We start from the raw sequence: 22,385 nt of genomic DNA on the forward strand, positions 1-22,385 counted from the left end.
CAATGGCTTTCACCCACCCCCCAACCATTGAGCAATACGCGATCGCCTGGCTGGTATCGAGGGTCGTCACTCGCTTCGACAGTGCCCGCGAGGTCGATGCCCGGCACCATCGGAAATTGACGAACAACCGGCCCCTTGCCGGTGATTGCGAGCGCATCCTTGTAGTTCAAGGTGCTGTAGGCCACCTTCACCGTCACGTTCCCGGTGGGTAGCTGGTCATCCTGCAATTCGGTGACTCGGGACGAATACTTGTCTTCCAGCTTTTCGATCAGAATGGCTTTGAACATGCTTTATCCTCATTTAGACCGTTTGTCTTTAAATTGCCCCAGAGAATCATCGAGTGATTCCCATCAGAAATCCTTGGAAAAAAATGTCCAGGGGGCGGACATGCTGCGTCAGTCGCGCGCGAAGCACGGCACCCTCCCAGCCAACCCAGAAAAAGGCCGCCAAGGCTTTGCAGTCATGTTCGCAAGATACCTCGCCCAGCTTGACCGCTTCCTCCAGGCAGGCAGACAAGCGCTGCTCCCAGTCCAGCAGGGTCAGTTCCAATTGTTCACGGAAGCTGTCTGGCAGCACCAATACCTCCTGGCCGAGATTGCCTACCAGGCAGCCCCTTCGGAACTGGTACTTGGCCATCCCGACCTTCGCTTGTTCAACGAAGTTGGAAAGCCTTCGTAGCGGCGACACGCTCAGGTCGCTGAAGCAACGATCGAGTTTTCGGGCGAAGTAGTCGGCATAGCGCTGCAATACCGCTTGGCCGAATGCTTCTTTGCTGTCGAAGTAGTGATAGAACGAGCCTTTGGGCACCTGGACGCGTTTGAGCACAGTATCGATGCCGGTGGCAGCAAAGCCCTGTTCGGTAAGGATTTCCATGCCGCAGCGCAGCAAAAGCTCTAGCGTTTCGCCATGCTCACGTGCGATTTTGGGCGGTCGGCCCCTTCGAGGAACAGGTTTGGAGTCATTCATGCGTTGTAATTTAGACTGTCCGTCTCTAATGTCAACCACTGAGCGACTCGATCTCCGATTAGCCTTAGCGTTGGATGCGTCATGAAAAAGCGTTTACCTCCCCTGAACTGGCTTCGAGCTTTTGAGGCTTCTGCTCGGCTCCTGAATTTCACCCATGCCGCCGAAGAGCTCAATCTCACGCAGGCAGCGATCAGTCAGCAGGTCAAGGCTTTGGAATCGCAGCTAGGCCAGGCGCTTTTCAAGCGTCTCCCGCGCGGGCTTGAGCTTACGGAAGCAGGAAAATCCTACTTTCCAGTAGTGAGAGAGTCGGTTGAGCGCCTCGCTGCATCGACGGATGAGATCTTCGGGCAGGGGCATCGAAGCGCGCTCAGTATCCGCAGCAGCCTGGTGTTCTTCACTCATTGGATCGCTCCCCGGTTACCCCGATTCAAAGCATTGCACCCGGATGTGGGCATCCGCGTCGCGAGTAACATCTGGGTAGATGAAACAGAATTCGATGCCGACCTCGAAATCAGGTACGGACAAGGGCGCTGGCCTGGCATGAAGGCCGAGCGTCTGACGTGGGACACGCTGGTGCCGGTATGTTCACCGGCATTGATCACTGCGCAACGTCCGTTGCAGCGTCCTCAGGACCTTGCAAAGCACCCGTTGCTGCACGTGCTGGGCTATGAAGAAGGCTGGGGTTATTGGCTCAAGAGGAGCAACGCAGAGAGCGTCGACTCTTCTCAGGGGATGCAGTTCGACACCCTTATTTCGGCATTGACGATGGCTGAACTGGGTCAGGGCGTTGCGTTGGCGCGGTCTTCATTGGTCAGGCATCTTCTGGACGAGGGCCGGCTCGTCGCACCCCTTGGGCGTCATGTACCGACCAAGGAGGCGTTCTACCTGGTCTATTCAGCACACAGCATGGTCAATCCGGATGCAGCGGCGTTTGCCCAGTGGCTGTGCGAAGAGGCGCAGGCTTTCAAGGTCGAGCCCGGCGCCGACGAGGACGAGCACCCTTAGTGATAAGCAAAGTACCCGAGCAATAAAAAAAATGGCCTCTTAGGGCCATTTTTTATTGCTTTCGCGATGCCTTCGAATTTCTGAAAGTGGCAATCACATCGCAAGCCCTTGGATGGTGCAGTCGTCCAGGTGACCGGTTAGTACGAGGTCTCAATAACAACAATAACCGCGCCGACGAATCTCGTTGGCACGGGGCTACCTAGGGTTATCGTCATGGCACACTCCAACCAATTGCCTTTGCAAGGCGTCAATGTCATCGATTTCGGACAATACATCGCAGGCCCCGCAGTAGCGATGATCCTCGCTGATCTGGGAGCGACTGTCGTTCACATCGACCCGCAGGCAGGGCCTCTCTGGGATAGCCCGGCAAATGCCACACTCAATCGCAACAAGCTGTGCATGCGCCTGGATCTGAAAACGCCAGAGGGGCTGCATCAGGCGCGTGAACTCATCTCCCGTGCCGATATCGTGATTGAAAATTTCCGGCCTGGTGTCATGCCCAGGCTGGGCCTCGATTTCGCAGAGCTGCGGCGTGCTCGTCCTGAGTTGATCACGTTGTCGATTCCAGGGTTTGCCAGTGATGACGTACTGCGTGCGCAATGGCGTGCTACCGAGGCGGTGATCGCTTCGGCCTCCGGTGTGTTCACCGACATGGGTCAAAACCGCGTACTGATGGGTATCAACCCTAGTTTCTCGCCACTTCCCTTGGCGTCAGCGTACGGCACCATGCTTGCTGTATCTTCTGTAGTGCTTGCTCTGCAGGCGCGTGAAAAGAATGGCGTTGGCGATCAGATCGAAGTTCCCTTGGCATCAGCGGTGATGGAAGGTCTGTCGTACAACTCGATCAAGATCGATGGTTACCCGCTGCGCTACAAGACCCTGCGAGAGAAGGAGAGTGAGCGTCGTCGCGCTGAGAACCTGCCGATGAACTTGAGCTATCAGGATCTGCAGGAGTTCCTCGACCCGTTCTACCGTACCTATGAATGTGCGGATGGTCGTAAATTCTACGCCGTTTGCCCATCGCATCGTGAGCATGCCAAGCGCTGCCTGCAGGCAATGGGCATCTACGAGGAAATGGTTGCCGCCGGCTTGCCGAAAGTTGATGACCCCTACCTGCCGATTGACCAGTGGGCAGGAAATGCATCCCTGGGGGTTTACCCGTTGCCTGCTGATTGGGCCGCACGCATCTCCGCGCGGATGAAAGAAGTATTCCTGACCAAGACAGCGGCGGAGTGGGAAGTCATCTTCGGTGAGGGGCGTTTCCCTGGGGCTCCGCACAGGTCGACCCAAGAGTGGCTCCATGACGAGCATTCGAATACCGCCGGGCTGATCGTTGAGGTCAATGATCGCGAGTTCGGCGTCATGAAACAGCCTGGCCCGATTGCGTGGTTGGAGGGGTGCTCAGAGCCAATGCTGAAACCTCTTTCGCGTCGCGAGGTGAGCTATGAGCAAGCGTTGGCAACACTGTCCGAGCGTTCGGCTCCTGCCTTGCCGCCTGCCAAGCTCGACAAACCTGCCGGCTGGCTGGAAGGCGTCAAGATTCTGGACCTGACCAACGTCATCGCGGGGCCCCACTCGACGTCTTTCCTGGGCCGCTTCGGGGCAGACGTCATCAAACTCGACCCTGTCGTTCCTAATTATGATCCCTGGAATACCGTGGTCTTTGGTATGTCTTCGGCACGGGGCAAGGAAAGTGTCCTGGTTGACTTGAACTCTTGCGAAGGGCGAGAGGTGTTCAATCGTCTTGTGCGGGAGGTCGATGTCATCGTCATGAACGCGCCCGATCGCCAACTGGCGCCGCTGGGTCTGGATGAGGCCAGCCTTCAGGCGGTGAATCCTGGAGTGATCTTCTGCCAGCTCGATTGTTTCGGTGGCCCCCGCCGTGGCCCTCGCACCGATTATCTGGGGTATGACGATCTCATCCAGGCCACGACCGGGATCATGCTGCGTTTTGGTGGTGGCATGGAAACCCCGGAAGAACATGCCCACGTCGGTACCATCGACGTGATGTGTGGATTTGCTGCCGCTCTGGGCGTCGCAACGGCGCTTTATCGCAAACACCACTCCGGCGAAGCCTACCGGGCGCGCACCTCTCTGGCTTCACTGGGGAATCTGGTGCAGATCCCGTTCTGCTATGACTACGCAGGTCGAGCGCCATTCAATGAGCCGTCCGGGCGCGACGTGGTTGGCTACAGCGATCTTTCTCGCTTCTACAAGACGGCGGATGGCTGGATCTACCTGGATGCTTCCGAGCCAGAACTGCACAAATTCGCCGACATCACAGAGTTCAGCGGCTTGGCATCCGCCAGTGATCGCGCTGCCTATCTGCAAGCGGTCATTGCCCGCATGAGCAGCTCTTTCCTTCAGGAGCGTCTGCAGGCGGCCAACATCGCTGCCGCGGTGCCGGACAACATCGATCACCTGCGCAGCCAGTACAGCCGAGCCGCTGATGGCCTGCCAGGTACCGAGAATGGCAGCTACTCCTTCAGCGTCTACAGCGACCATCCGAGCGGTCATCGGGTCACGCAGCTGGACCCCTACGCCATTCGCCCACGGGTAGCGCGTATTCGAGCGCTACCACCCGCTGAGAAGTTTGGCACTTCGACCCGCAAGGTGCTGGGCCGCTACGGCTATACCGAGGCTCAGATTCAGTCACTCCTGGACGCCGGCGCAATCGGCGAATCCTGGAGTGAGGAATATCTGCCGAGCTGACTGCTGAAGGCAGGTCAGGGGGCAGGCCTTTGAAACGCCCCCTTGCTTGCCGATTGACCGATCAAGCGAACACGAGCCCGAGGCTGCTCGCGGGCGCGTTCATGCCCAGGAAATGAGATAGAGCCATGACTTACAACAGCATCCTCCCACGTATCCTGCAAACCGGTGCCGGTGCCAGCCAGCAGATCCATCAGGTACTGGCCAGCCTCGGCTGCCATAAACCACTCATCATCACTGACCGAATGATGGTTGAGTTAGGTTATGCCGGTCGTATCAGCGCAGTTCTGGCAGAACACGCAATAGAGGTCGACGTATTCTCCGATACCGTCCCCGAGCCTACCGTCGCTTCGATTCAGGCCGGCGTCGCGACCGCCAGGGAAGGGGGCTATGACAGCATCATCGCACTGGGCGGCGGAAGCCCGATCGACAGCGCCAAAGCGATCGGCATCCTGGCCAGGTTCGGCGGAGTCATGCGCGATTACAAGTTCCCGCGCAATGTCACCGAGATGGGCTTGCCGATCATTGCCATTCCAACGACTGCCGGCACTGGCTCCGAAGTCACCCGTTTCACCATCATCACCGATGAGTCGACTGACGAAAAAATGCTGTGCGTCGGCGCAGGCTTCATGCCTGTCGCTGCACTGGTCGACTACGAGCTCACGCTCTCGTTGCCGCCCCGCGTGACGGCGGACACCGGTATCGATGCGCTGACGCATGCCATCGAGGCTTACGTCAGCAAGAAAGCGAATCTGTTCAGTGATGCCCAGGCGCTGGCTGCCATGCGCCTTATCGGGCCAAACCTTCGCAAGGTCTACCACGACGGGGCGGACCGTGCCGCGCGGGAGGCTGTGATGCTGGGATCGACCCTGGCGGGCCTGGCGTTCTCGGCGGCTTCTGTTGCCCTGGTGCATGGCATGAGCCGCCCAATTGGCGCCGCATTCCATGTGCCTCATGGTTTGTCGAACGCCATGCTGCTCCCCGAAGTGACGGCATTCTCGATCCCTGCTGCCCGTGACCGGTATGCCGATTGCGCGCGTGCAATGGGCGTCGCCACTGAAAGCGATACGGACCAATCCGCCGTGGAAAAACTGCTGGAAGAGTTGGTGGCTATCAACGAGGAACTGAATGTGCCCACCCCTGCGCAATTCGGAATCGACCGCGAGAAATTCTTCGAGCTGATGCCAACCATGGCCGCCCAGGCGCTGGCTTCCGGCTCACCTGGCAATAACCCGCGTGTGCCGACCGAGGCAGAGATGGTCGAGCTTTACCGCAGCCTTTGGTAATCCGGCACCAACGCATTATCTGAATAACAAAAAGTGGAGATTCACATGAATACTGTCGGTCATCTGATCAACGGCGAAGTCGTTTTCGAATCCAGGCGCACCCAGGATGTTTTCAATCCCGCTACCGGCCAGGTGGCACGCCAAGTCGCCTTGGCATCCAGCCAAACGGTAGAGCACGCCATCGCGACTGCTGAAGCTGCTTTCCCGGCCTGGCGTGATACGCCGCCGATCAAGCGGGCCCGCATCATGTTCCGTTTCAAAGAGCTGCTGGAGCAGAACGCAGATGCGATCTGCAAACTCATTGGTGAAGAACACGGGAAAATTTCCCATGATGCTGCAGGCGAGCTGCAGCGTGGCATCGAGAACGTCGAGTACGCCTGTGGGATCGCCGAGCTTCTCAAAGGCGAACACAGCAAGAATGTTGGCCCGAACATCGATGCCTGGAGCGAATTCCAGCCGTTGGGCGTGGTTGCAGGCATCACGCCATTCAACTTCCCTGTGATGGTACCGCTGTGGATGATCCCTGTGGCCATTGCAGCGGGGAACTGCTTCATTCTCAAGCCTTCCGAACGCGACCCAAGCTCCACGCTGTTCATTGCGCAACTGCTGCACGAAGCCGGTCTGCCCAAGGGCGTGCTGAACGTGGTGAACGGGGACAAGGAGGCGGTCGACATCCTGCTGCACGACTCGCGCATTCAGGCGGTCAGCTTCGTGGGTTCGACGCCGGTTGCCGAGTACATCTACGCCACCGCCACCGCCCACGGCAAACGCTGCCAGGCACTGGGTGGGGCCAAGAACCACGCGATCGTCATGCCAGACGCCGATATCGACAATGCGGTCAACCAGCTGCTGGGGGCTGCATTCGGCTCGTCCGGTGAGCGCTGCATGGCGCTGTCGGTCGCCGTTGCGGTGGGTGACGCGGCAGCCGATGCCTTGATCGGCAAGATGAAAGAAGCCATGAAAAACCTGAAGGTGGGCGCTTACACCGACAGCAAGAACGACTTCGGCCCGCTGATCACCCGGCAGCATCAGCAAAAAGTGGTTGGCTACATCAACAGTGCTGAACAGCAGGGGGCAACCGTGGTTGTCGACGGGCGTGAGCCAAACGTTGCTGGCTACGAGGAAGGTTTCTTCGTCGGTGGCACGCTGATCGATCACGTTACCCCAGACATGCAGAGCTACAAGGAAGAGATCTTCGGGCCGGTTCTGCAGGTCGTACGTGTCAACAGCATGCAGGAAGCAATGGCGCTGATCGACAAACACGAGTACGGCAATGGTACGTGCATCTTCACCCGGGACGGCGAAGCAGCACGCTATTTCTCCGACAACATCAAGGTGGGCATGGTTGGCATCAACGTTCCTTTGCCAGTGCCCGTCGCCTACCACAGCTTCGGCGGCTGGAAGCGCTCGCTGTTCGGTGATTTGCATGCATACGGGCCGGATGGCGTGAGGTTCTACACCCGACGCAAGACAGTCACCCAGCGCTGGCCATCGTCAGGTGTCCGGGAGGGCGTTGAGTTCTCCATGCCGACGATGAAGTAAGGATTGGACAAGGTGAGTGCCTGACTGCCGCCAGGCACCCATCTTTTTGTGGCAATGAGTTCCGCTCGCAGTCGTGCCGAATACCGGTGGTGTCAGTTGCGAATTGAGGTTTACCTGGTTGTGCCGCTGAAATAATAATTAAATACAATTCGAGGCGAATATGAATAATAAGCACAATATATGTTCGGGAAAGGCAAGCGGCCTTTCATTTCTCCATGGAACTAGATCTGTTTGAGCAGGGGTTTTAATTCGTGCTTGACATATTTGTATTCAACAGAGTCCTGGTGTTGAATCGAACGTTCTGAGGAGATATGCCAAATGAGTAAGTCAAAAGATGGTGCCTCGTTGGATGGTCGCGTATTTTGGCCATCGATTGCGGTGATACTTGGTGTCACGATTCCGCTTATTGTGTTTCCCGAGGCGGGGAGTGCGGTAATAAACCAGATGTTCGCGTTTGCGACCGGGAAGTTTGGCTGGCTCTACCTGGTTTCCGGCTTGATGACTGTCGTATTCCTGCTGTGGATGGCGTTCGGGCGTTACGGCAATATTCGCCTTGGACGAAAGAGTGACGTTCCGGAGTTTTCCTATTTCAGCTGGGTCGCCATGATTTTTTGCGGTGGTATCGGCATAGCCATTGTTAACTGGGCCTGGGTAGAGCCAATTTATTATTTTAATACCCCCCCTTTGAATGTGGCTGCTCACAGTCGTGAGGCGGCAGAGTGGGCGTTGACGTATGGGCAGTTCCACTGGGGGCTGACCCCGTGGGCATTCTACTGCTTGCCGGCGTTACCCATTGCCTACTCGATGTATGTTCGTCGACAGCCTGGTGTGAGATTGTCGGTGGCCGCGCGTGGTGTCTTGGGTGACAAGTCGAACGGTTGGATGGGTATTACGCTTGATACGGTGGTGGTTTTCGGTATTGTTGGCGGCGTGGGCACGTCCCTTGGTTTGGCTGTGCCCCTGGTCTCGACCTTGGCCAGCGACATCTTTGGAATACAGCAGTCCTTTGTATTTGACATGTGCGTTTTGGCGCTCTGGACATTGATGTTCGGCATGAGTGTCTGGTTTGGGCTGAGTAAGGGGATAAAGATACTCAGCGATATCAATGTCTATTTGGCTTTTGCGCTTCTTTTGTTCGCTGCGGTTGTTGGTCCCACCTTGTTGCTCATCAATGGTTGGGCCAACAGCCTGGGCCTGATGGTCAATAATTTCATCCACATGAGTCTGTGGACGGACCCTGTTGCAAAAGGTACGTTCCCTCAGGACTGGACGATTTTCTATTGGGCCTGGTGGATTGCCTATGCACCCATGATGGGATTGTTTGTTGCTCGTATTTCTCGAGGTCGGACAATCAAGGAACTCATCTTGGCGGAGCTGGTGTGGGGCAGCCTGGGTTGCTGGGTGTTCTTCGCTGTCTGGGGCGGCTACTCGCTTAATCTGCAGCTGACAGGCGAGCTGGATGTCAGTGCTATTCTGTCAGCACAGGGTATTCCGGCGGCAGTACTCGCCATCTTGAAAACCATGCCGTTTTCAAGTCTCGTTATTGGCGCTTTCGTTCTTCTTTGCTTTGTATTCCTGGCGACGACGCTTGATTCGGCAGCTTATGTGCTTGCGTCAGTTACATCCAATGAGCTGAGCGGTTATGAAGAACCTCAGCGCTGGCTGCGGATTGTATGGGCGCTGTTACTGGCGGTCATTGGCATCGGGCTTCTCAAGGTCGGCGGGCTGAAAGCTGTTCAGACTTCAACCATTGTCGTCGCGCTGCCTTTGATACCTGTGCTCGGTGTGCTGACCTGGTCTTTGCTTCGCATGATTCGTGCAGACCTTGAACATGAACTAGGATCCAGGGAAATTGTTTTGGAAGACGCGGTCGCGCTTGGCAAAACGCCCGAGATTGATGCGCTTCCGGCTGTGGAGGTTGATTTCTGCGCGACGTATCCTGAGCCTGGGCGTTAAAGCCGCCATCCAAGGTGCTACTTGCAAAAAAACCTAGGGTTTCCTAGGTTTTTTTGCTTTTTTGTTCGGCAGGGTATCGTCGAGCGTCTGTTGAGTCGGTTGATATATCGATGATCATTTATGTCCTGTTATGGCGCGCGCCGTAGAGTCATAAGGAAAACGCACCCTCAGAGATGTTTTTTATTGCGCGATGCTGGCGAGGTACGACAGTACAGCGGCGGCGGCCAAGGGCCTCACGGCTGTGACTTGCCAACCAGCACAGGCCCGGCCAGCAACAGGCTGACGTAGCCCGGCAGGGTGGTGATGGCGAAGGTCCTCAGGCCGGCGGCGGCATGATCTTCGTTGCGGTCTTTCTTGCGCTCGCGCTCGAGCCCCACCAGCATGCCGATGCTCAGCGCGACGGCACCATGGCTGACTTCACCGTGTCGAGCATGGCGCCTTCGGGGTGTCCTTGGGGCTGACTTCCGCGCCGCCTTGCTCGAGGGCTATCAAGGCTGGCAGATCGAGTATCTCGACGAGTCTGCCACGCATGCTGACGATGCCCAGCGCGCGCAAGCGGGCGACCGAGCGACACACGGTTTCCAGGCGCAAGCCCAGGTACGAAGCCATGTCTTCCCGGGACATGCGCAGCATGAAGCCGTGCGCAGAATAACCGCGGCTGACGAAGCGCCGTGACAACCCGACCAGGAAGCTTGCCAGGCGCTGTTCGGCGGTGAGATTGCACAGCATCAGCACCCGCTCATGCTCGCGCACGATTTCTCGGCTCATCAAACGGTTCAGGCTTTGCTGCAGGACGGGAAAGTCCCGCGCCAATGCCTGCAGCCGGCGATAGGGGACAGGGCACACCTCGCTGTCTTCCAGGGCAATGGCATCGCATACGTGATGCTCGGTGGCGATGGCGTCGAGCCCAAGTACATCGCCCGGCATCCAGAAATTGATCACCACGCCCTGGCCTTCGGCGCTGTTCAGGCTGGTCTTGAAGCTGCCGCAGCGCACGGCATAAAGCGTCGTCAGCGGATCGTTGGCGTTGAACAGTGCGGCGCCTTTGCGAATACGCATGCGCGGGCCGATCAGTGCGCCCAGGCAACTGTTGTCATGCACGGGCAGACCGGTGGGCAGGCACAGCCCGCTGACACGGCACTCTGTGCACAGGGTTGTTAGCGGTTTCAGGTGAATCGGGGTTGCCGGGTTCGACGCTGCAGGTTGGTCGAGCAAGGTCACCTTCAGTAGGCCAGTCATTTTCAGGCCTCCTTCGCGCATCGTAGATCTGCCTGGGCTGCCATCCCTGCATGGGCTTTGCCAACGCTGCCCATACCTGGGCGTGGTGACCAGTCGGCCAGCATGTCCCGCGAGTGGGGCGCGTTGAGGCGCGCATTCAACCGGTCGACAAAGGCTTGCGCTTCGGCGGACGTATTGAAGCTCACCCGGCAGTCGTCCATGCGGACCCACCAGCGGTTCTGCTGAGGATTATTTTCGACGTAGATTTTCATGGAAGCCTCCAAAAGCATGCATGAGCAAACCGACTGCAAATCCATGCGAAACGAAGGCATCCCTGCCGGCAACAGGGGTGTTCAGGGCGTGATGGCCATTTTCATCACGCTATCGCGCTGGTTGGCGAACGACCATAGGTGACTTCGATGGTTTTCATGAGCGCCATGGCACGCCTCCGGGGCATTCGATGATTGTTGTTGGTGTAGGGCCAGATTGCGCCGTTAACGGCCAGAAGCTTTGACCAGCATCAAATTTCCGCGCAGCGGGCGTTGCCGTTTGTCCGTCCAGTGGTTCAGTTGATAAACATCAAATCCGTCAGGTGCGGGTGATGGATGATCCAGGAACACTTCCCAACTGCTGAGGTGTGCCATGGACAACCCGCAAAGACTCCTGCTGATCGCCTCGCCCCTGATGCGGCGCACCCCGGCCTACGACCGTGCGGCTGCGCTGGCCAAGGCCAAGGGCATGGCCCTGCATATCGTTGCTTTCGACTATCTCGAAGGCCTTGCCACGGCGGGCATGGTCAACGACCAGGCGCTGGCTGTGATGCGTGAAGGTTATGTACAGCAACACCGTGCATGGCTGGAAACCCAAGCGCTTTCGATGCGCCGTAACGGGGTCACGGTCACCACCGAAGTGGTATGGGTGCAGCATCCGCTGGACGAGATCCTCGTCCACCTGCGCGAGCAGCCGTTCGCCATGCTGATCAAGGCCTTCGAGCATGAACCCTGGTGGGCGCGGGCGATGTTCACCTCGCTTGACATTCAGTTGCTGCGGGAAACCCGCATCCCCCTGCACCTGGTGCATCAGGCCAGCCACGCGCTGCCGCGCAAGATTCTGGCTGCCGTGGACCTGTCCCGCCCCGAGGACCAGTTTGAGGGGTTCAACGACCAGATCATCAGTGAAGCGCTGAAACTGGCATTACAGTGCAACGCTCAGATCGAACTGCTATATGCCTACGACCTCGGGTCCATGTACCTGGACTCAGGTGGCAGCCGCGAGCATTCGTTTCTGTTCGACTCCAACCTCGCCCAGACACTGCACGAGGCGCAAAGCGAGGCATTCCAGGCACTGGCCGAACGTAACGGTATCGCCGCCGAACACCGCCACCTGAGGCTGGGAGACCCGGCCAAGGTGCTGGCGCTGTTCATGGAGAACAATGATATCGATGTGCTGGTCATGGGCAGTTACCACCATCACGGCATTGGCTGGTTCATCGGCAGCACGGCGGAGCGGGTATTGCATCGATTGTCCAGCAGCGTGCTGGTGATTTCACCGGAGCATTCCAGAGGCTAGGCTGCAAGGCCCGAAAGGGCCTTGTTTTCAGGCGCGAAGGTCAAGTTCGTGAATGATTTCGCTGACATCGCCACCCAGGTAGCGTGAGCTGAACCCCAGTCCCTTGGTCAGCCGGTGCATGGCGTAGTTGTTCGCCAGGTCCCTGGAGATCATGCAGTGAAAGCCATTGCGCTTCGCGGCCGCGATCAGGTGCTGCATCAGCAGCCGGCCCAACCCCTTGCGTTGCCATTCTTCGTGTACGGCTATGGCGCATTCGCAGAGCCGGCTGCCGGGAACACTGGCATACCGACTGACCCCGATCTGCCGCAACTGGCCATCTGCATGGACCAGGGCAACGTAGGCTTCGCTCTGGTGATGATCCACAGGCATATGCTGCGCATCCAGGCTCGGAAGGCCGCCACTGAGGCCGGCGATGAAGCGGAAACGCCGTGCCTCGTAGGCGATCGTGCCGAGAAAGCGGCGGTCCCTTTCGCGGTCTTTCTCATCCAGCGGGCGGATCAGTACGGCAGAGCCGTCCGAAAGCTTTTCGATCCAATGCTCGCACGCGTCTGGCTGTTCAGTCTGCTGCCTGTTCATGTCGCCTCCCGGTCACCTGGTCGATGCTTGCTGCAGTGGTTGTACCGTGCTGGGCGGCGCCGGTTCTGACAATCGTCAAGTTCAGGCTCGACGGTGGTTTTTCTGATCTGCATCAAGCGCGAAGCGACCCGTCTTCGGACAATCGCCTACATCATCACGCCAGCCGCGCAAGCCCGGAGGTTCACCATGGGTCAATATCGACAACTGTTGGTGCTGCTCACCGAGGTCGATCCGCATTCGGCCGCACTGCGCAGGGCCCTGGCCCTGGCGCATGTCAGTGGTGCCAGTGTGCATGTGCTGGGCTTGTTCGAACCGACGCAGGAGCACCTGCTGCGCGAAGAGCGATTGAACGAGGCAGATATCCAGCGCCAGTTCGATCACTACCGTGTGCGGCTGGCGGGGTTGGTCGAGCGTCACCGTGGCGGCAGCATCGCCTTGACGGTCGACAGCCTGCAGGCGGACGACATCCGCAGCCAGGCCATCGACTACATCAGCGAACTGCAGCCCGATATGGTCATCAAGGACAGCGAAGCGACGCCAGCCATGGTGCGACTGTTCCGCACGCCTCTGGATTGCGCCTTGATGCGGGGTTTGAAGGGTGTCACGCATTTCGTGCCGGCGGCCGCGGTGTCGCTGCCCAAGCGCGTGCTGGTCGCCGTCGACACTTCTTTCAGCGAAACACCCGACGTCCAGGCGTCCTTCAACCGTGGGCTGATCCGTGCTGCGCAGGCGCTGGCGCTGCAATGCGATGCGCAGTTGCACCTGCTCTCGGCCTACAACCTGGCAGGCGTGTTCGCCTCGGACATGAACGTCACCCAGGCGTGGATCGATGAGATGCGCAGTGCCTTGAAGGAACCGTTCGACACCTTGGCGGACGCCGAGGGGGTCGCGGCGGATCGCCGCCACTTCATGGAAGGTGGCCCCGTGCATGTGATTCGCGAGCAGGTCGCTGCGCTGGACATCGACACGGTGGTCATGGGGGTCGTGCAACCCAAGGGCCTGGACAAGCTACTGGGCGACACTACCGAGCGCATCATCAGCCGTCCACCGTGCAGCGTCCTGGCGTTTCACCCGCAAGCGCTCGAAGCCCTGGAGCCCTGGCCATGCAACTGACATTTCTTGGTGGTACCGGGACCGTGACTGGCAGCAAGTTCCTGCTGACTCGCGACAGCAGCCGCGTGCTGATCGACTGCGGGCTGTTTCAAGGCTACAAGCAACTGCGCCTGCGCAACTGGGAACCGTTGTCGGCGGCGCTGAGCGCGCTCGATGCCGTGGTACTGACCCATGCCCATCTCGACCACAGCGGTTATCTTCCGGTGCTCGCGCGGGAGGGCTATACCGGGCCTATCTACGCAACCCCGGCCACTTGTGCCTTGGCCGAGATCCTGTTACTCGACAGTGCCCGGCTGCAGGAGGAGCAGGCCGAGCATGCCAACCGGCATGGCTACTCCAGGCATTCGCCGGCACGCCCGCTTTACACCGAACAGGATGCAAAGCGCGCCTTGGCACTGTTGCGCCCTGTGGCGCTGCATCAACCGATCATGGTCGCGCAGGGCATGGAGCTGCTGCTGCGTACGGCTGGACACATACTCGGCGCGGCGACGGTGCAGATCAAGGCCGATGGCCAGACCTTGGTCTTTTCCGGCGACCTGGGACGGCCACAAGACCCGATCATGCGTGCACCGGAACTGATCAGGACGGCAGATGTGCTGCTGGTGGAGTCCACCTATGGCGACCGCCAGCATCCAACCGAATCGACCGAGCAATTCCTGGCCCAGGTCATCAACCAGACCCTTCTGCGTCATGGCATCACCTTGGTGCCGTCGTTCGCCGTTGGCCGTGCCCAATTGCTGATGTACTACCTGTACAAGCTCAAGCGCGATGGCCTGATACCTGATATCCCGGTCTACCTCAACAGCCCGATGGCCACCGACGCAACCGTCCTGTACCAGCAGTTCAGGAGCGAGCATCGGTTGACACCGGAGGAATGCGCCGCAATGTGCAGGGGCACGCATATCATCCGCACGGTAGATGAATCCCGGCGTCTGGATCAGCTGCGTGAACCTGCGGTCATCATTGCCGCCAGTGGCATGGCGACCGGTGGGCGCGTTCTGCACCATCTCAAGGCGTTGGCACCCAACCCGCGCAACAGCATTCTGTTCTCTGGTTTTCAGGCCGGTGGTACGCGCGGCGCCGATATCGTAGCTGGCGCGCACAGTGTGCGCCTGCACGGTGAAGACGTGCCTATCCGGGCCCAGGTGCATGCGATGGATAATCTCTCTGCGCACGCCGATGCCGACGAGATCATGGAGTGGTTGCGCGGTTTCGCCCGCCCGCCACGCCAGACCTATGTCATCCATGGTGAGCCGCACGCCGCCGACACGTTGCGGCGGCGGATCAGCATCGAGCTCGGTTGGCAGGTGTACGTACCCGAGTACCACGAAACGGTTGCTATTGACCCAGTGCGCTAGCCTGGGCCGGGAGGCTGTCATGGATACACAAGCAAGGGCGAAACTGCGGGCCTGGATGCATCGGCCACGAGGTAGCCTGGGGGTGATCGTGGCAATCTTCGCATTGCTCGTCGTGGTAGCTGCCTACCGGTCGTTGAGCCCGAACTGGCGCCTGCCGATGCAACATCCACTTATGCTGCTGGCCTTGCTCGCCTTGTGCGTGGCGTTGGGGTGGGTGGTGCAGCGTGGCGTGAAACGCACGGTAGGCAAGACCATATTCAATGGCCAGGCCACGGGCTGGCAGGCTCGGCTTGCCTTCCTGCGCTCGGTCACCCAGGAGTCGAACGTGCTCTTGAGCATGTTGCTGCTCCTGGCGTTGCTCGCTGGCGGCACGCTTTGGCTGGCGGGGCGCTCGGTGGACCGTATCGTGGAGAATTGCACAGACAGCCTGCAGGCCCGGGTGAACACCCCTGAGGATGAAAAGCTCACGGCATTGGTCGGCAAGCCGGTGTGTACCTGCCTGGCGCAAACGTTTCTGGATCGCAATGGGGTAATACGCCTGGCCTTGTTGGAAACGCCGATGCGGGAAGTGAGCGCATACAAGGGGTTGACGGCAGACGACGAAAAGCGCTGCCTCGAGCAGTTCGACCTGCTGCCTGAAGGGGCCCGGGCGACGGTGCCTTGAATGGTAGTAGTGCTTGCCAGTAGCTGAAACGACAGGCGCCCGTCGCGGCGCGGGAGGTTTGCATGTCGCATGATCTTGCTCGTCGCACCCTGTACCCCGACCGTGCTGAAGCCGGTCGCTGCCTGGTGGCGTTGTTGAGCCGATATGCCGGACGGTCTGATGTGATCGTGCTCGCCTTGCCACGAGGCGGCGTGCCGGTGGCTTACGAGGTCGCTACCGCCCTCAAGGTTCGCCTGGACCTGCTGGTAGTGCGCAAGCTTGGAATACCATCGCACCCTGAATATGCCATGGGTGCGATCGCCGGGGGTGGGGTGAAGATTCTCAACGACGATGCGCTGCGGGCTTATCCGGTCGATCGCACCTTGCTGGAAAGCGTGGTTGTCAGGGAAACCCAGGAACTGATACGTCGCGAGCGCACCTATCGAGGTACCCGACCACCGCTTCGGCTCAAGGACCAGACCGTAATACTGGTTGATGATGGCCTGGCAACCGGAGCCTCGATGATGGCGGCCATTCAGGCGACACGGGCGTTGTCGCCTGTGCGTATCGTGGTCGCGGTGCCAGTCGCGCCACCGGAAACGCTGGAGGCCATGTGGGGCGAAGTGGACGAGGTGGTCTGCCCGCTGGTGCCTGAGCGGATGGTTTCGGTCGGCTACTGGTACCAGGACTTTCCCCAGACTTCGGACGAAGAAGTCATCGCGCTGATGGACAAGGCAGGGTTCGCGGAGTCCTCCAGGGTGCGTGCCGGGGAGGCTGAAGATGACTGAGGTGCAGCTGCGTTCGATGAAATGGCCGGGCGTAGAACTGCTGGCCGACCGACGGTTACCTACCGACACCCGTGCCTTGGTCATTTTTGCCCATGGCAGCGGCCGGCTGAGCGGCAGAAGCCAGTATGTGGTGGACATGCTCGCCAGTCGCGGCCCCCAAGCCTCTTCCCCCTGAGGCTTGCAGGCCGGATATTCAGACGCCGAACGGATAGGTTTCGTCTTCCGGCTCGAGATGCTGTTGTTTCGGCAGAGGCAGGGCGTTGACCGGCTGGGTCTGTTCGATCCAGAGCATGGCATCGAATTGCTCGGCCAGCACTGCTTCGAAGTAATGGCTCAGCCGTTCGCTCTCCGGTCGGTAGATGACGCCGATCGCGCGCTCGAGCAGTGGCATGGACAAGATGCGACGCAACTCCTTGCGCTGTGGGTCTCGCCAGTCGGTCAAGGAAGCCGGTACGCCTGCCAGGCGGAACTGGTGCTCCCAGCTGTCCGACCGCGAAGGGCGGATGTCCTTGATCAGCATGTCGCCATCCCAGTCACTGGCGGCGGCCACTTGACCGCGATCAGTGGCCATGCCGATCAGCACGGCCTCCCGGCCAAAGGCGTTGCGGCACAGCTGACCGATGTTGAACTGACCTTTCCAGCCCATTTCCGTGGCATCTGCGTTGCCGATGTGGGAGTTGTGTGCCCAGACCACGGCTTTGGCGTGTGGCCCGCGATGTTCCAGCAGTGCGCGCAGGGTATCGAACATATGCCGGTCGCGCAGGTTCCAGGAGGCAGTCGAGCCTCGGTAGATCGCGCGGTAATATTGCTCCGCAGCGATGATCACCCGTGCGTTCTGGGTGGCATTGAAGAACGCTTCGTCGTTGCGGATCAGGCCCGACAGCTGTTCGGCCAGCATCACATTCAGCTGTTCAACCACAGGCTGCTCGCACGGCATGACGCCACCGCGTTCGACGAAGTGGCCGTACAGGGCCGGGTCATCCTGCCAGGGCGTCAGGCAACCATAACGGCGGCGCGCTTCGCGAGCCAGGTGCGGATCTGCCCGGTCCAGAAAGGCCAGCACTTCATGAATGGAGTTGCGCAGGCTGTAGACGTCCAGGCCTCTAAACTCGACGCGGCGCTCGACGGCCAGCAGGCGATTGTGTCCATGCAGCCAGTGGGAGAATGCCTTGACCTCGCTGTTGCGCCACATCCAGGTTGGGAAACGGCTGAAAATATGGCGCTTCCATGCCGAATGGGCCAAGCCCCGCACGTACTGGTCGACGTGTCCGGCATCCGGCCAGTCGGCTTCGACGGCCACGATGTTGAATCCGTGTTGTTCGATCAGACGCCGGGTAATTGCTGCACGGGCGCGATAGAACTCGCTGGTGCCATGGCTTGCCTCGCCCAGCATCACTACACGGGCGTCGGCGTAGCGGTCGAACAGCGCAGCGAATGCGGGGGAGTTCAGGTCGGGCAAGGGTTCGGCGAATTGATGCAGCAGGGGGGCGATCTCAGCGCTGTCGACCTGGCATTGCTTGCCGTAGAGCTTTTCCATCAGTTTCCGCGAGTTGCTGTTCATGGATACCCTCCTCGTGCGGATATGGCCGGAGGTCGTGAGGCTTGAAGCGGCGGGGCAGCACGGTGGCTGCCCCAGGCGCTGGCGCAACGGCGCTTCAGGTCAGGTTGAGGCGATGGATGACCTGGGCCGGATCATCCGGATCGGTGCTGGTGGTGAATCCTGCCGCCTTGGCCAGGTCGCGCATCGCCAGGTTGGCGGCTGAGTCGATCGAGTACATCTGCCGCAGGCCCTTTGCCCGGGCATGATCGGTCAGGTGCTTGAGCAGCAGGCGGCCCAGGCCATGGTGCTGCCAGCTGTCGAGCACCGTCACGGCGCATTCGCATTCATCCTTGCCGGCAATGGCGGCATAACGCGATATGCCCACCTCCTGCAGCTCGCCGTCCACATGGGCGAGGGCGACATAGGCGGCTTGTCGGTCCTGGTCGACCGCCATCAACTGGTCGAGCATCGCCTCACCGGGCTCCTTGATCTGGCACAGGAAGCGAAAATGCCGCGACTGCGGTGACAGCCGTTCGATGAAGGCCCTCTCGCGCTCCCGGTCCTTGGCTTGCAGCGGCCTGATCAGTACATGGGTGCCATTGTCGAGGGCTTCGATCCAATGTTCGCCCGCAGGCTTGGGAAACGAGGGGGCGGTGTATTGACGGGAGGGTTCTGTAGGAGCCATGGCAATGATCCTCGTGAGTCGGGAATGAACAATGGAAGTTCAGTTTCGACGCTCGGACCTGCGCGGACTTGATAGTTGTCAATTGCCCGGTCGCCGGCCGCTGTCATCTGTCAGGCGGGGAACAACAGCGGATCATCAAGGCTCCCCCAGGCTTCGGACGCTTGCTGCATTTTCCTGTCCGGTGCATTGACCACCAAAAGGCTGCATTTGAGGTGGCTGAGCAAATATCGCAGGGTTTCGTGCTGGCGAGGGTTATGTGCATTGGCGATTACCACCAGGTCGTATTCACAACGATTGGCATACGCGCAGATGGAATGGGCGCAAGAACCGACGATCAGGTGATGTTGGAGTGTCGAAATTCCAAGCTGCCCGACAAACGCCTTGCACGTGGCGGCCAGGGTTTCGTACCTTGGGATGTCTGCCAAGCTGTACTGCTCGCTATGGCGCAGCAGCGCCGCCTGGTCGTAGACTGAAAACAGATGCATCCTGCCTTTGCGGGCCTGGCATACCGCCTTGGCTACCTCGATGACGTGGGTGTTCAATGCCCGTTCGTCGAGGTCTTCGCAGCTCGCAGGGGCGGCAACGAACAGCTTCTCCAGGCGGGGCGCGACATGCTCGCGAGCGAATAGCACCGGGCAAGGGGTTTTTTCCAGCAGTTTCAGGTCCAGGTCGGCCTGGCGCACCGCAGAGTCGGCGGCGTGGTCCATGACCACCAGGTCGGCGTTGCAGAGTGTGATTTGCGTAGTGACGCTTTTCGTCGTGGGTTTGAGTACCATGACGTCAGGACCGATACCAAGGCCTCTGGAAGCAAGATTGTTAGCCCGCTGTTTCAGGTACGACTCGACGGACAGTTTCTGCGCGCCGAGCGAGAGGGCCGGTAGCGCTGCAAGCGATACACTAGCGTCCATTGCCATTGCCAGTTCGGCGCTTAGCTCAACGGCCGGGCTGTACCGATCATCGCAGGGGGCGATCAAAAGCAAGTGATTGATTTTCATAGATTCGGCCTTCTGTCTGGACTGGGCATCAATCAAGCCGTACTGGCTGCTTGCAACCGGTCGATAATCGAGCATGAGTGCAACTCGGCGGTTTGACTTGATCTTCATCAAGCCTTGATCGACATGGCGCAACCCTTTGTCAGAGGCCCCGAAAAACCCCGGGCTAACCAGCTAATTTGTCTTGATACCCGCATGTAAAACAGCGGAGACATGATCATGTCAGGCCCTCTGGATGTGGGGGCAAGGCCCCATGTGAAGTGCCTAGCGTGTTCGTTGGGCCGGCTTTGCCTGCCCGCCAGCCTTAGTACCGAAGAAGTGGACAAGGTGGAGCGAATCGTGCGCCGTAACCGGCCTTTGAAGAAGAGCGAATATCTGTTCAAGGCCGATGAGCCCTTGGAACATGCGTACGCCCTGCGCTCAGGGGCCATCAAGAGTTTCCTGCTCGATGCCGAGGGCAACGAGCGGGTTACCGGCTTCGTCCCGCCAGGGGAGATGCTGGGGCTGGACGCCTTCGGTGCCAGGCATTACCGAAGCTATGCACTGGCGCTGGAGGTTTCTCTGGTGTGTTCCATCAGGTTGGATCAGCTCGTCGATCTGTTGGGGCAGATCCCAGGGTTGCGCTACCAGCTGTTGCATATGCTGAGTCTGGGGATTCAGGGCAAGGACGAACACTTGCGTTGCTGCCATGGATGAGCCGAGCAGCGGCTTTCGATTTTCCTGCCCGGCATGTCAGAGCGCTATCACGAACGCGGTCTGCGCGCAGACGTTTTCAACCTGCCGATGTCCCGAGGCGATATCACCAACTACCTGGACCTTACCCTGGAAACCGTCAGCCGGTTGTTCAGCCGTTTCACCCAGGCAGGGTTCGTGAAGTGCGTCGGGCGGGAAGTTCGACTGGTCGACTTGCAAGGCCTGCTGAACCTCAGCCGGTTGGAGGAGCCCACTTGAGCGCCGCCAGAACCCTGTCGTAGCGTTGGACCGGCCCATCCAGAGGGCCTCGCCCCCCCCAGATTGGCTGAGGCATATGATCGGACCGCAGCCAGATGCGCCGGGGAGAAACTCCTTTTTGCCAACACATGCGCGCCGCCTGCCGGGCCACCTGAGCCGGCGCGCAACCGTAGACCGTATCTGGCCTGAACTCCTGCAGTTGATGTGTCAGTTGCCGCCATCCGCTGGAGCTGTCGCGCGGCGCCGTCGCTTGCTTGCGAAGCCACGCCCGGCATTCGTTGGGCAGGCGCTCCAGCGGCAAGCCGTCGTGCAGTAACCGCACCTGCACCCAAGGCAGCCAGCAGCGGATTTCATCAAGCATGCACAGTAACGCCAATACCCCTTCACCACGCGTGATCGCCAGTAGCCGTGCGCTCTGCAAGGGCACTGGCCAGGCGCTGCCCAAAGGGCCTGAATACCCCAGAAGCTCGCCTGGCTGCCCCAGAGGGTGTGCGCTACGGGTGGTCACCAGGAACCGTCCGTCCACCCCGGGCAGGCTGACGTAGCTACATGGCCAGCGCTCGGTACGATTGGCCAGCAGGCAATACTGGCCTGGCATCGCCTCGCTGAACTGCGCGCTGCACAATGCAAGGCGCAGGCACTGTTGAATGCCTGGACCGGGTAGGGTTTCAAGCAAGCGGACACTTTTGCTGTCGTCCCGCTCCATAGTCGCCTCGATCTTGTCTGGATATACCGCGCAGTTTTCAGGCTATCCGCATGCCAGAGCAGGACTTTGATCAGTATCAATCCGACAAGCGATGGCGGAAGTCAGCTGATTGATAAAGGTCAAACGCGACGTTGACTGCCAGCGCAATATCGAGGCGTCTCCCAGGGAGGCATTACTCATTAGAGGAGGTCGCCATGTCCGAAGCAGCGAAGAAAGTACCTGTCACTTCCGCAACCACCCAACCTGCCAAGATTACGCCTCCAGGTACCGAGCCATCGGACCTGTGGCGCCCATTCCAGCAGTTGCGGCGTCAGATCGACAGCCTGTTCGACGATTTCGGTCGCCGGCCATTGCGCATGCCGTTCAGCCACACCCCGTTCGATGTCGAGCCATTCTGGCGCCGTGAACTGTTCAGCCATGGCATGCCGGCGATGGATATCAGCGAATTGGCCGATGAGTTTCGCATCAGCGCCGAGCTGCCAGGTGTGGACGACAAGGACATCGAGATCAAGCTGGTCAATGGCAACGTTGTGATTCGCGGCGAGAAGCAGGAAGAGGTCGACGAAAAGCGCAAGGAGTACCACCTGTCGGAGCGGCACTACGGCAGCTTCGAGCGGGTCTTCCAGTTACCCCGTGAAGTAGACTCGGAAAAGATTAATGCACAGTTCGCCAAGGGCGTGCTGCTGGTGCACCTGCCCAAGCGCGCCGAAGCGATTCACCCTGAAAAAGTGATTCCTATCAAAAGCAGCAAGTGATTGACCTGACCGATTTCAGGAGCAGGG

The 22,385-nt window shown here is 59.4% G+C and carries 21 protein-coding genes and 2 pseudogenes; 13 read left to right on the top strand and 10 right to left on the bottom strand.

Going from position 1 to position 22,385, the window contains the following annotated elements:
• Window positions 1-287: alcohol dehydrogenase catalytic domain-containing protein (locus J5M71_RS22225; protein ID WP_207837057.1), on the bottom strand; the 287-nt coding region annotated here is incomplete at its 3' end.
• 46 nt (window positions 288-333) lie between these two features.
• Complete coding sequence (locus tag J5M71_RS22230) at window positions 334-966, bottom strand: TetR/AcrR family transcriptional regulator (protein WP_207837059.1); 633 nt, start codon at window positions 964-966, stop codon at window positions 334-336.
• An 81-nt stretch (window positions 967-1,047) separates the two neighbouring features.
• On the opposite strand from J5M71_RS22230, the gene gcvA reads away from it, so the two are divergent.
• From gcvA to J5M71_RS22255, 5 genes are all read left to right on the top strand, one after another.
• Window positions 1,048-1,971, top strand: a complete 924-nt coding sequence (gene gcvA / locus J5M71_RS22235) for a transcriptional regulator GcvA (RefSeq protein ID WP_207837061.1) — start codon at window positions 1,048-1,050, stop codon at window positions 1,969-1,971.
• 213 nt (window positions 1,972-2,184) lie between these two features.
• Window positions 2,185-4,683 carry a CoA transferase gene (locus J5M71_RS22240; protein ID WP_207837063.1) on the top strand — a complete coding sequence of 833 codons (2,499 nt, stop codon included), beginning with the start codon at window positions 2,185-2,187 and terminating at the stop codon, window positions 4,681-4,683.
• A 125-nt stretch (window positions 4,684-4,808) separates the two neighbouring features.
• Entirely contained in the window at window positions 4,809-5,966 is a 1,158-nt protein-coding gene (locus tag J5M71_RS22245) for an iron-containing alcohol dehydrogenase (protein ID WP_207837072.1), read from the top strand.
• Between the two features lie 45 nt (window positions 5,967-6,011).
• Complete coding sequence (locus J5M71_RS22250; RefSeq protein ID WP_207837075.1) at window positions 6,012-7,508, top strand: CoA-acylating methylmalonate-semialdehyde dehydrogenase; 1,497 nt, start codon at window positions 6,012-6,014, stop codon at window positions 7,506-7,508.
• A 318-nt stretch (window positions 7,509-7,826) separates the two neighbouring features.
• Window positions 7,827-9,464, top strand: a complete 1,638-nt coding sequence (locus tag J5M71_RS22255; RefSeq protein WP_207837078.1) for a BCCT family transporter — start codon at window positions 7,827-7,829, stop codon at window positions 9,462-9,464.
• A 251-nt stretch (window positions 9,465-9,715) separates the two neighbouring features.
• Here the strand turns inward: J5M71_RS22255 and J5M71_RS22260 are convergent.
• From J5M71_RS22260 to J5M71_RS22270, 3 genes and pseudogenes are all read right to left on the bottom strand, one after another.
• A pseudogene (locus J5M71_RS22260) lies at window positions 9,716-9,847 on the bottom strand (MgtC/SapB family protein); the annotation flags it as partial.
• 34 nt (window positions 9,848-9,881) lie between these two features.
• Window positions 9,882-10,703, bottom strand: a complete 822-nt coding sequence (locus J5M71_RS22265; RefSeq protein WP_207837080.1) for a helix-turn-helix domain-containing protein — start codon at window positions 10,701-10,703, stop codon at window positions 9,882-9,884.
• A gap of 2 nt (window positions 10,704-10,705) precedes the next feature.
• On the bottom strand, window positions 10,706-10,954 hold the full coding sequence (locus J5M71_RS22270; RefSeq protein WP_243434305.1) for a hypothetical protein: 249 nt from the start codon (window positions 10,952-10,954) through the stop codon (window positions 10,706-10,708).
• Window positions 10,955-11,324: 370 nt separating this feature from the next.
• On the opposite strand from J5M71_RS22270, the gene J5M71_RS22275 reads away from it, so the two are divergent.
• Entirely contained in the window at window positions 11,325-12,251 is a 927-nt protein-coding gene (locus J5M71_RS22275; protein ID WP_207837082.1) for a universal stress protein, read from the top strand.
• A 27-nt stretch (window positions 12,252-12,278) separates the two neighbouring features.
• On the opposite strand, the gene J5M71_RS22280 is transcribed toward J5M71_RS22275, so the two are convergent.
• Window positions 12,279-12,827 (bottom strand): GNAT family N-acetyltransferase, encoded by a 549-nt coding sequence (locus J5M71_RS22280; RefSeq protein ID WP_207837083.1) that lies wholly within the window; start codon window positions 12,825-12,827, stop codon window positions 12,279-12,281.
• Window positions 12,828-13,013: 186 nt separating this feature from the next.
• Here J5M71_RS22280 and J5M71_RS22285 point away from each other — a divergent pair, with 186 nt between their 5' ends.
• From J5M71_RS22285 to J5M71_RS22305, 5 genes are all read left to right on the top strand, one after another.
• Window positions 13,014-13,940, top strand: coding sequence for a universal stress protein (locus J5M71_RS22285; RefSeq protein ID WP_087502220.1), 927 nt, complete (start codon window positions 13,014-13,016; stop codon window positions 13,938-13,940).
• Window positions 13,931-15,298, top strand: a complete 1,368-nt coding sequence (locus J5M71_RS22290; RefSeq protein WP_207837085.1) for an MBL fold metallo-hydrolase — start codon at window positions 13,931-13,933, stop codon at window positions 15,296-15,298. Before J5M71_RS22285 ends, J5M71_RS22290 begins: the two co-directional genes overlap by 10 nt.
• A gap of 55 nt (window positions 15,299-15,353) precedes the next feature.
• Window positions 15,354-15,962, top strand: coding sequence for a hypothetical protein (locus J5M71_RS22295; protein ID WP_207837214.1), 609 nt, complete (start codon window positions 15,354-15,356; stop codon window positions 15,960-15,962).
• Window positions 15,963-16,024: 62 nt separating this feature from the next.
• Window positions 16,025-16,729 carry a phosphoribosyltransferase gene (locus tag J5M71_RS22300; protein WP_207837088.1) on the top strand — a complete coding sequence of 235 codons (705 nt, stop codon included), beginning with the start codon at window positions 16,025-16,027 and terminating at the stop codon, window positions 16,727-16,729.
• The gene (locus J5M71_RS22305) at window positions 16,722-16,904 is read left to right on the top strand and encodes a hypothetical protein (protein ID WP_207837091.1); all 183 of its coding nucleotides are present in this window, start codon (window positions 16,722-16,724) and stop codon (window positions 16,902-16,904) included. Before J5M71_RS22300 ends, J5M71_RS22305 begins: the two co-directional genes overlap by 8 nt.
• A gap of 18 nt (window positions 16,905-16,922) precedes the next feature.
• Here the strand turns inward: J5M71_RS22305 and J5M71_RS22310 are convergent, their stop codons facing one another.
• The 3 genes from J5M71_RS22310 to J5M71_RS22320 all read right to left on the bottom strand — a co-directional run bounded on the left by J5M71_RS22310 (window position 16,923) and on the right by J5M71_RS22320 (window position 20,057).
• Window positions 16,923-18,290 (bottom strand): erythromycin esterase family protein, encoded by a 1,368-nt coding sequence (locus J5M71_RS22310; RefSeq protein ID WP_207837093.1) that lies wholly within the window; start codon window positions 18,288-18,290, stop codon window positions 16,923-16,925.
• Between the two features lie 94 nt (window positions 18,291-18,384).
• Entirely contained in the window at window positions 18,385-18,954 is a 570-nt protein-coding gene (locus J5M71_RS22315; RefSeq protein ID WP_207837099.1) for a GNAT family N-acetyltransferase, read from the bottom strand.
• 110 nt (window positions 18,955-19,064) lie between these two features.
• The gene (locus J5M71_RS22320) at window positions 19,065-20,057 is read right to left on the bottom strand and encodes a universal stress protein (RefSeq protein ID WP_243434310.1); all 993 of its coding nucleotides are present in this window, start codon (window positions 20,055-20,057) and stop codon (window positions 19,065-19,067) included.
• A 108-nt stretch (window positions 20,058-20,165) separates the two neighbouring features.
• Between J5M71_RS22320 and J5M71_RS22325 the strand changes: the two are divergent.
• A pseudogene (locus J5M71_RS22325) lies at window positions 20,166-20,897 on the top strand (cyclic nucleotide-binding domain-containing protein).
• Here J5M71_RS22325 and J5M71_RS22330 read toward each other — a convergent pair.
• Complete coding sequence (locus J5M71_RS22330) at window positions 20,872-21,603, bottom strand: hypothetical protein (protein ID WP_207837111.1); 732 nt, start codon at window positions 21,601-21,603, stop codon at window positions 20,872-20,874. The pseudogene J5M71_RS22325 and the gene J5M71_RS22330 sit on opposite strands and share 26 nt — an antisense overlap.
• Window positions 21,604-21,797: 194 nt before the next feature.
• On the opposite strand from J5M71_RS22330, the gene J5M71_RS22335 reads away from it, so the two are divergent.
• Entirely contained in the window at window positions 21,798-22,358 is a 561-nt protein-coding gene (locus J5M71_RS22335) for an Hsp20/alpha crystallin family protein (protein ID WP_207837112.1), read from the top strand.
• Window positions 22,359-22,385 lie beyond the last annotated feature (27 nt).

The organism is Pseudomonas sp. 43(2021), assembly GCF_017490805.1.
Lineage (GTDB): Bacteria > Pseudomonadota > Gammaproteobacteria > Pseudomonadales > Pseudomonadaceae > Aquipseudomonas.

What these genes read in the sequence shown, in the direction of transcription:
- J5M71_RS22295 (WP_207837214.1), top strand. Translation starts at nt 15,354, where the DNA reads ATGCATCGGCCACGAGGTAGCCTGGGGGTGATCGTGGCAATCTTCGCA.
- J5M71_RS22255 (WP_207837078.1), top strand. Translation starts at nt 7,827, where the DNA reads ATGAGTAAGTCAAAAGATGGTGCCTCGTTGGATGGTCGCGTATTTTGG.
- J5M71_RS22245 (WP_207837072.1), top strand. Translation starts at nt 4,809, where the DNA reads ATGACTTACAACAGCATCCTCCCACGTATCCTGCAAACCGGTGCCGGT.
- J5M71_RS22265 (WP_207837080.1), bottom strand. Translation starts at nt 10,703, where the DNA reads ATGACTGGCCTACTGAAGGTGACCTTGCTCGACCAACCTGCAGCGTCG.
- J5M71_RS22230 (WP_207837059.1), bottom strand. Translation starts at nt 966, where the DNA reads ATGAATGACTCCAAACCTGTTCCTCGAAGGGGCCGACCGCCCAAAATC.
- J5M71_RS22300 (WP_207837088.1), top strand. Translation starts at nt 16,025, where the DNA reads ATGTCGCATGATCTTGCTCGTCGCACCCTGTACCCCGACCGTGCTGAA.
- J5M71_RS22320 (WP_243434310.1), bottom strand. Translation starts at nt 20,057, where the DNA reads ATGAAGATCAAGTCAAACCGCCGAGTTGCACTCATGCTCGATTATCGA.
- J5M71_RS22305 (WP_207837091.1), top strand. Translation starts at nt 16,722, where the DNA reads ATGACTGAGGTGCAGCTGCGTTCGATGAAATGGCCGGGCGTAGAACTG.
- J5M71_RS22310 (WP_207837093.1), bottom strand. Translation starts at nt 18,290, where the DNA reads ATGAACAGCAACTCGCGGAAACTGATGGAAAAGCTCTACGGCAAGCAA.
- J5M71_RS22330 (WP_207837111.1), bottom strand. Translation starts at nt 21,603, where the DNA reads ATGGAGCGGGACGACAGCAAAAGTGTCCGCTTGCTTGAAACCCTACCC.
- J5M71_RS22275 (WP_207837082.1), top strand. Translation starts at nt 11,325, where the DNA reads ATGGACAACCCGCAAAGACTCCTGCTGATCGCCTCGCCCCTGATGCGG.
- J5M71_RS22240 (WP_207837063.1), top strand. Translation starts at nt 2,185, where the DNA reads ATGGCACACTCCAACCAATTGCCTTTGCAAGGCGTCAATGTCATCGAT.
- J5M71_RS22290 (WP_207837085.1), top strand. Translation starts at nt 13,931, where the DNA reads ATGCAACTGACATTTCTTGGTGGTACCGGGACCGTGACTGGCAGCAAG.
- gcvA (WP_207837061.1), top strand. Translation starts at nt 1,048, where the DNA reads ATGAAAAAGCGTTTACCTCCCCTGAACTGGCTTCGAGCTTTTGAGGCT.
- J5M71_RS22335 (WP_207837112.1), top strand. Translation starts at nt 21,798, where the DNA reads ATGTCCGAAGCAGCGAAGAAAGTACCTGTCACTTCCGCAACCACCCAA.
- J5M71_RS22315 (WP_207837099.1), bottom strand. Translation starts at nt 18,954, where the DNA reads ATGGCTCCTACAGAACCCTCCCGTCAATACACCGCCCCCTCGTTTCCC.
- J5M71_RS22280 (WP_207837083.1), bottom strand. Translation starts at nt 12,827, where the DNA reads ATGAACAGGCAGCAGACTGAACAGCCAGACGCGTGCGAGCATTGGATC.
- J5M71_RS22250 (WP_207837075.1), top strand. Translation starts at nt 6,012, where the DNA reads ATGAATACTGTCGGTCATCTGATCAACGGCGAAGTCGTTTTCGAATCC.
- J5M71_RS22285 (WP_087502220.1), top strand. Translation starts at nt 13,014, where the DNA reads ATGGGTCAATATCGACAACTGTTGGTGCTGCTCACCGAGGTCGATCCG.
- J5M71_RS22270 (WP_243434305.1), bottom strand. Translation starts at nt 10,954, where the DNA reads ATGAAAATCTACGTCGAAAATAATCCTCAGCAGAACCGCTGGTGGGTC.